Origin of the sequence: Nonomuraea terrae (assembly GCF_004348995.1) — a bacterium.
In the GTDB taxonomy this organism is placed as follows: Bacteria; Actinomycetota; Actinomycetes; order Streptosporangiales; family Streptosporangiaceae; genus Nonomuraea; species Nonomuraea terrae.
In genome coordinates this window covers 1-6,536 of the sequence record NZ_SMKQ01000325.1, presented here as the reverse complement: position 1 = coordinate 6,536, position 6,536 = coordinate 1, and the positions used below count along the sequence as shown (strand labels likewise).

The window sequence follows — 6,536 nt, the reverse complement described above, 5'->3', positions numbered from 1 at the left end:
CCGCCACCCGCCGCAGGGCCGCGCCCGGCGCCCGGCTCGCCGCCTCCTGCCCGCGCGGAATCGACGGCGCGGAGCGGATCGCGCTGAGCGCCCGCAACGCCTCGGTCTCCTGGGTCGCGACGGCCTCGCAGGGCCTGGACGTGCAGCCCGCCAGCGGGTCGGTCAAGGCGGGCGGCTCGGCGACGGTCTGGGTGACGGTGGTGGACCCGACCGAGCCGGGCACGGGCCGGGTCGCCTTCACCTCGAACGGCGGCACCGCGACCTGCTCGCTCTCCTGGGCCGGCGCCGACGTCCACGTGCCGGAGCCGCCGACGGAGGAGCCCCCGACGGATGACGACCCGGCCGCCTCCCCCAGCGCCCACGCGGAGATCGGCACCGGAACCGCTCTGGACCGTTCCGAATCACACGACCTGTCAGAGGTCCGGTAAAGGGAGCCCTAACTCGACGGAGATCGAGTTTGTAACCGACAAACGTGGATATATCGGACCCTGACTCGAAGATGCCCCGCCACATAGGGCATTCTGGTGTGCTTGGGGACCGCGTCGGGACCGGCGCTCACTTGACCGTGTGCTGAACATCACACGAAAAATCTTTGCCTCCCGGTAAACCGGAGCGCGTCGCCAAGCGTCGGCATTGACGTGTCCAGGCACGGATTGGTCCCATGAACAGGCGATCAATCTTGCGTTTCGACCAGCAAGAGCAGGAAGAGAGAGACAGGAGATGCTCAAACAGCACCGCAGAGCGCTCGCCTGGCTGGTGGCGCTGGCCTGCATAGCAGGTGCGGTAGTCGCGCTGTTCGATATCGAGACGCCACTGCGTCCCTTCCTCATCTCCCTGTTCCTTCTGGTCGTTCCAGGAGCGGCAGTGGTGGGACTGTTGCGTGATCGTGACCCCCTTGCCGCACTATCAGTGGGAGCGGCGGCAAGTCTTGTTCTCAACGTGCTCCTCGCTGAGGCCATGCTGCTCTTCGATGCGTGGTCACCCCGAGCCGGGGTCGCGACGGTCGCCGTGCTCGGAGGGTTCTTGTACGTGCTTCGGGTCTTGTACCGGGGGAAGAGCATGCAGACCGAACAGGGGGCCAGGGCAAGGTGAACATCCAGGTAGTCCGGCCGGGAGAGCTCGGCGACTCCGAGCGGGCCCGCTGGCGGGAGTTGCAGAAGGCCGACCCGAGTCTGGACAACCCGTTCCTGTCGGTCGAGTTCGCCGTGGCGATGGACCGTCTGCGCGACTACGTGCGGGTGGCCGTCATCTCGGACGGAAGCGGCATCCAGGGCTTCTTCCCCTACGAACGGCACAGTTTCGGCATCGGCAAGCCACTCGGCGGCTTCCTCACCACGTGTCACGGCTTGATCTCGATCCCCGAGCTCAAGCTCGACGCGAAGGCGCTGCTGCGCGCGTGCAAGCTGAGCGTGTTCGACTTCGACCATCTCGTGGCGGGGCAGCCGACGTTCGCGCCGTACGAGACCGATGTCCGGCCCGCGCCGGTCATGGACTTCACCGCCGGGTTCGACGCCTGGCTGGAGCAGGTCAAGTCCAACTCGCCGAAGAATCTCAAGACGGTGCGCTACAAGGAGCGCAAGTTCGGCCGTGAGCAGGGCGAACTACGCCTCGAGTGGGCCTCGGCCGATCCCGAGGTGCTGCGCACACTCCTCGCCTGGAAGTCCGACCAGTACCGGCGTACCGGCCGGGTGGACAGATTCGCCCAGCCGTGGATCGTCGAACTGACGGACATGATGCATGCGGAGAGCTCCCCCGACTTCGCGGGAGTCCTCACCATGCTCTATGCCGGAGACGTACCGGTGGCCGGCCATTTCGGCCTCCGTACGGCTACCACGCTCGTGGGGTGGTTCCCCGCATACGACACCGAGTTCGCCCGGTACTCGCCAGGCATCGTCCACCACCTGCAGATGGCCGAGGCAGCCGCCAAGGCCGGCCTGCACATGGTGGACATGGGCAAGGGCGGCAAGGAGTACAAAGACTGGCTCAAGAGCGGGGTCCTGTACGTCGCCGAAGGCCGCATCTCACGACCGTCGCCCACCGCGGCGGTCCACTGGATCGGCCGAACTCCTTTCAACAAAGCCCGAACAATTGTCATGGATCGGCCGTCTCTCTATAGAGCGGCCGACCGTGTCCTCAAGGGCTTCGGTCGGGTGCGCACCTCGATGCAGCAGCAGGAGTCACCCAACGGAGTAGTCAAAGAACCGACCGGAGCGAGCTAACCCCTCACTCACCCCCCGGCACAGTACATACACCCTCACACTTCACAGCAGGACCCTTCGATGCACCGTCCGCCGGCGGCGCCGCTCCCACCAGCACCCGGGAGCGGTCCATCGGCGCGCAGCGCGGGGTCCCGGAAGGATTCTCCTCGCTATGAGTCCCGAGATCACCAAGCACAACGGCAAGGTCCAGACCTCGCCCCCCTTGCGGTCGATGCCGCCACCGTCGAGCTTCACGCCGGTGACGCCGCATCTGGCCATCTCACCGACGGTCAGCGTGGTCGTGCCCGCGATGAACGAGGCCGAGAACCTGCCGCACGTCTTCGCCACCATCCCGCAGTGGGTGGACGAGATCGTGCTCGTCGACGGCAACTCCGTCGACGACACGGTCGCCGTGGCCAAGCGGCTGCGCCCCAACGTCAAGGTGGTGACGCAGACCGGCAAGGGCAAGGGTGACGCCCTGGCGGCCGGGTTCGCCGCGTGCACCAGCGACATCATCGTGATGATCGACGCCGACGGCTCGACCGACGGCCGCGAGATCATCAACTTCGTGGGCGCGCTGGTGACCGGCGCCGACTTCGTCAAGGGCTCGCGCTACGCCTCGGGTGGCGGCAGCGACGACCTGACGCTCAACCGGCGTCTGGGCAACAAGGTCCTGACCGGCATCGTCAACGTCATGTACAACACCAAGTACACCGACCTGTGCTACGGCTACAACGCCTTCTGGGCCCGCCACCTCGACGTGCTCAACCTCGACTGTGACGGCTTCGAGGTCGAGACACTGATGAACGTGCGTGCCGCCAAGGCCGGGTTGAAGGTGCACGAGGTGCCGAGCCACGAGCGCAACCGCATCCACGGCGAGAGCAACCTGCACGTCGTCCGCGACGGCTTCCGCGTGCTCAAGACCATCCTGAAGGAGTGGCGCCGTCAGCCCACTCACCCGCAGCCCGAGCCCACCGCCGCGCCTGCCGCCGACCGAGGCGTGGCGTAAGAAGGAACCTTGTGAACACGTCTGTTGTCATCTGCGTCTACACCGACGAACGGTGGGAGGACATCAGGCAGGCAGTCGAGTCGGTCGAGAACCAGACACGCCCGGCACACGAGCTGATCCTGGTCGTCGACCACAACCCCGACCTGCACCTGCGGCTCAAGCGTGAGTATCCACAGGCCATCGTGGTGGAGAACACGCACGAGAAGGGGCTGTCGGGGGGGAAGAACACCGGCGTCGCCACGGCCAACGGCGAGATCGTCGCGTTCCTCGACGACGACGCCGTGGCCGATCCCGGCTGGCTGGAGGCTTTGGAGGAGGGCTTCCAGGAACCGGGTGTGGTCGGTGTCGGCGGCCGTACCGACCCCTTGTGGGCGTCGGAGCGGCGGCCGCGGTGGTTCCCGTACGAGTTCGACTGGACGGTCGGCTGCACCTACCGCGGCATGCCCGCGGTCAGGGCGCCCATCCGCAACGTGATGGGCGGCAACGCCGCGTTCCTGCGCGACGTCGTGGCCGAGGTGGGCGGTTTCCACAGCGGCATCGGGCGCAGCGTGCAGGGGCGCAAGTCGCGCCCGCTGGGGTGCGAGGAGACCGAGTTCTGCATCCGGCTGACGCAGCGGAAGCCGGGCTCGGTCATGCTGTTCGAACCGCGCGCGGTGATCGGGCACAAGGTGTCCCGGCAGCGCGAGCGGTTCGCGTACTTCAGGTCCAGGTGCTACGCCGAGGGGCTGTCGAAGGCTCTGGTGACCCGTGAGGTCGGCACCCAGGACGGGCTCGCCAGCGAGCGGGCCCACGCGATGAAGACGCTGCCGCTCGGTGCGCTCCGCGGGGTCGGTGAGGCCCTGCGGGGCGACCTCGGCGGGCTCGGCCGGGCCGGCGCGATCGTCGTCGGCCTGGCCTGGACGGTCTGGGGTTACGTCGTCGGTTCCGTACGGCTGAAGGCGGCACGGTCATGATCCGCGTTCCGATCCTGATGTACCACTCGGTCAGCGACACGCCCAACGACGAGACGCGGCCGCACGCGGTGCGGCCGTCCGACTTGGAGGAGCAGCTGGCGTACCTGTCGGAGAGCGGCTTCACGCCGCTCACGCTGGGCGACCTGGTGGCCTCCTTCAACAAGAACAACGGCCGCTCGCTGCCCGGCAAGCCCGTCGTGCTGACGTTCGACGACGGCTACGCCGACTTCCACAGCCACGCGCTGCCGTTGCTCGAGCGCTACAAGTTCCCCGCCACGGTCTTCCTGACCAGCGGCTGGGTGTCCGACGCGGGCGATGACGCCGCGGGCCGGCCCCTCGACGCCATGCTGTCGTGGGGCCAGGCCCGTGAGGCCGCCCAGACCGGCATCGAGATCGGCGGCCACAGCCACAGCCACCCCCAGCTCGACCAGCTCCGCACCGACGACCTGCGGCAGGAGCTGCGCAGGAACAAAGGGCTGCTGGAGGAGAAGATCGGCGCGCCGGTCGCGACCATGGCCTACCCCTACGGCTACTCCAGCGCCCGCGTCCGCCAGGAAGTACGCAAGGCCGGCTATTTCGCCGCTTGCGCCGTGAGCAACGCGATCGCCGCCGATCGCCACGACATGCTCGCCATCCCCCGGTTGACGGTCGGCAAGGGCACGACCGTCAACATGTTCAAGCGCGCCGTCGAAGGCAACGCCGTGCCTCTCATCTACCTGCGCGAGCGCATCCTGACCAAGGGGTACGCCGTCGTGCGCAGGACGAGGTACGGGCTGCAACGGGTGCGCGGAAATGTCTAACCTCTGGGGCAGAGTCCTTCGCGATCTCCGTAACCCGCTCTTCCGCCAGGGCTACGCGCTCATGGCGAACACGGTGATCACCGGCGTTCTCGGCATGGGCTACTGGCTGCTGGCCGCCCACTACTACACCGACGAGGAGTTCGGCCGCGGGCAGGCGGTGATCACGGCGATGCGGCTGTTCGCGTCGCTGACCGCGCTGGGCTTCGTGGGCGCGCTGGCCCGGTACCTGCCGGTGTCGGGCCGCCGTACCCCCGAGGTCATCCTGCGCGGGTACGGCCTGGCCGCCGCCACAGGCGGGGTCGCGGCGGTCGGCTTCCTGCTGACGCTGCCGCTGTGGGGCGAGACGTACTCCGTGCTGGCCGGGTTCGGGCCTGGGCTGTTCTTCCTGGGCTCCGTGGTGGTGTGGGCGGTCTTCACGTTGCAGGACGTGGTGCTGACCGGCCTGCGCCGGGCCACGTTCGTGCCGCTGAACAATCTGATCTTCGGCCTGGTGAAGATGGGGCTGCTGGTCGCGCTGGCCGGCGCGCTGCCCGAGGGCGGCATCTTCGTCTCCTGGGTCATCCCGACCGCGCTCGCCCTGATCCCGGTCCAGTGGCTGATCTTCGGCGTGGTCGTGCCCCGGCACGTCAGGCAGGCCGACGCGGGGCAGGACCCGCCGCGGCTGCGTGAGATGGGCAGGTTCCTGGCCGGTGACTTCCCCGGCACGCTGTCCATCCTGGCGATCGTCTACCTCGTGCCCGTGGTGATCGCGACGCAGGTCGGCGAGGCCACGTTCGGGCGTTTCGCGATGGCGCACACGCTGGCCAGCATGATCGAGCTGCTGGCCATGAACATGGCGGTGTCGCTGACCGTCGAGGGCTCCTTCGACCGTGCCAGCCTCGCCCAGAACTGCCGGCGGGCGCTGCAACGGGCGTTACTGATCGTCACGCCGATCATCGCGGTGGCGATCCTCGGGGCGCCGCTGATCCTGCGGATCTTCGGCACGGAGTTCGCCGACGAGGGCACGACGCTGCTGCGGCTGATGTCGCTGGCGGTGCTGCCGCGGGTGCTGATCGAGGTCTACCTGAGCACGCTGCGGGCGCGGAGCAAGGCGCGCGCGCTGGCGGTCGTCCAGATCGGGCTGGCGGTGCTCGTCCTGGTGTCCACCGTGGTGCTGTTCCCTCACTTCGGGGTGAACGCGGTGGGGTACGGACTGCTCTTCAGTGAGCTGCTCGTGGCACTTTTGATCTTCGGAAATCTGCGCAAAATACTCAAGTACGGCGAAACTGCAAGGTCGACTGTCACCCAGGGGTCGTCCGGGGCCGCATGATGGTCAGCGTGACGCAACGGGACGGCGATGGCATGGCAACGGGGATGACCGGCTCCTCGGATGAGAACAAGGAGAAGTCAGAGGTGCCCTTCGATCCGGACGCGACGGGAGTCATCCCCAAGTTGACGTTCGACCCCCCGGAAGAAGGGGGCGACGCGGCCAAGGACGCGCCGAAGGGCGCGCCCAAGAGCGGGGCTGAGAAGGACACCCAGGCGGACGCCGAGACGACCACGGCCATCCGCCTGCCCGCCCCTCTCCACATCGGCC

At 67.9% G+C, this 6,536-nt stretch carries 8 protein-coding genes; all 8 read left to right on the top strand.

Translation table 11 applies throughout. From position 1 onward, the window contains the following. On the top strand, nucleotides 1-428 hold a 428-nt coding region (locus E1286_RS48635; protein WP_165970225.1), incomplete at its 5' end, for a hypothetical protein. Nucleotides 429-720: 292 nt separating this feature from the next. Continuing rightward, nucleotides 721-1,092 carry a hypothetical protein gene (locus E1286_RS45195; RefSeq protein WP_132623272.1) on the top strand — a complete coding sequence of 124 codons (372 nt, stop codon included), beginning with the start codon at nucleotides 721-723 and terminating at the stop codon, nucleotides 1,090-1,092. Beyond that, nucleotides 1,089-2,219 (top strand): GNAT family N-acetyltransferase, encoded by a 1,131-nt coding sequence (locus tag E1286_RS45190; protein ID WP_132623270.1) that lies wholly within the window; start codon nucleotides 1,089-1,091, stop codon nucleotides 2,217-2,219. Before E1286_RS45195 ends, E1286_RS45190 begins: the two co-directional genes overlap by 4 nt. Nucleotides 2,220-2,370: 151 nt before the next feature. After that, nucleotides 2,371-3,207 (top strand): glycosyltransferase family 2 protein, encoded by an 837-nt coding sequence (locus E1286_RS45185; protein ID WP_132623268.1) that lies wholly within the window; start codon nucleotides 2,371-2,373, stop codon nucleotides 3,205-3,207. Between the two features lie 11 nt (nucleotides 3,208-3,218). Further along, nucleotides 3,219-4,160 carry a glycosyltransferase family 2 protein gene (locus tag E1286_RS45180; RefSeq protein WP_132623266.1) on the top strand — a complete coding sequence of 314 codons (942 nt, stop codon included), beginning with the start codon at nucleotides 3,219-3,221 and terminating at the stop codon, nucleotides 4,158-4,160. Further along, the gene (locus E1286_RS45175) at nucleotides 4,157-4,960 is read left to right on the top strand and encodes a polysaccharide deacetylase family protein (protein ID WP_132623264.1); all 804 of its coding nucleotides are present in this window, start codon (nucleotides 4,157-4,159) and stop codon (nucleotides 4,958-4,960) included. Before E1286_RS45180 ends, E1286_RS45175 begins: the two co-directional genes overlap by 4 nt. Beyond that, on the top strand, nucleotides 4,953-6,269 hold the full coding sequence (locus tag E1286_RS45170) for a lipopolysaccharide biosynthesis protein (RefSeq protein ID WP_132623262.1): 1,317 nt from the start codon (nucleotides 4,953-4,955) through the stop codon (nucleotides 6,267-6,269). The genes E1286_RS45175 and E1286_RS45170 overlap by 8 nt, the downstream gene beginning before the upstream one ends. A gap of 8 nt (nucleotides 6,270-6,277) precedes the next feature. Continuing rightward, nucleotides 6,278-6,536, top strand: a 259-nt coding sequence (locus tag E1286_RS45165) for a hypothetical protein (protein ID WP_132623260.1), incomplete at its 3' end; no start/stop codon positions are given.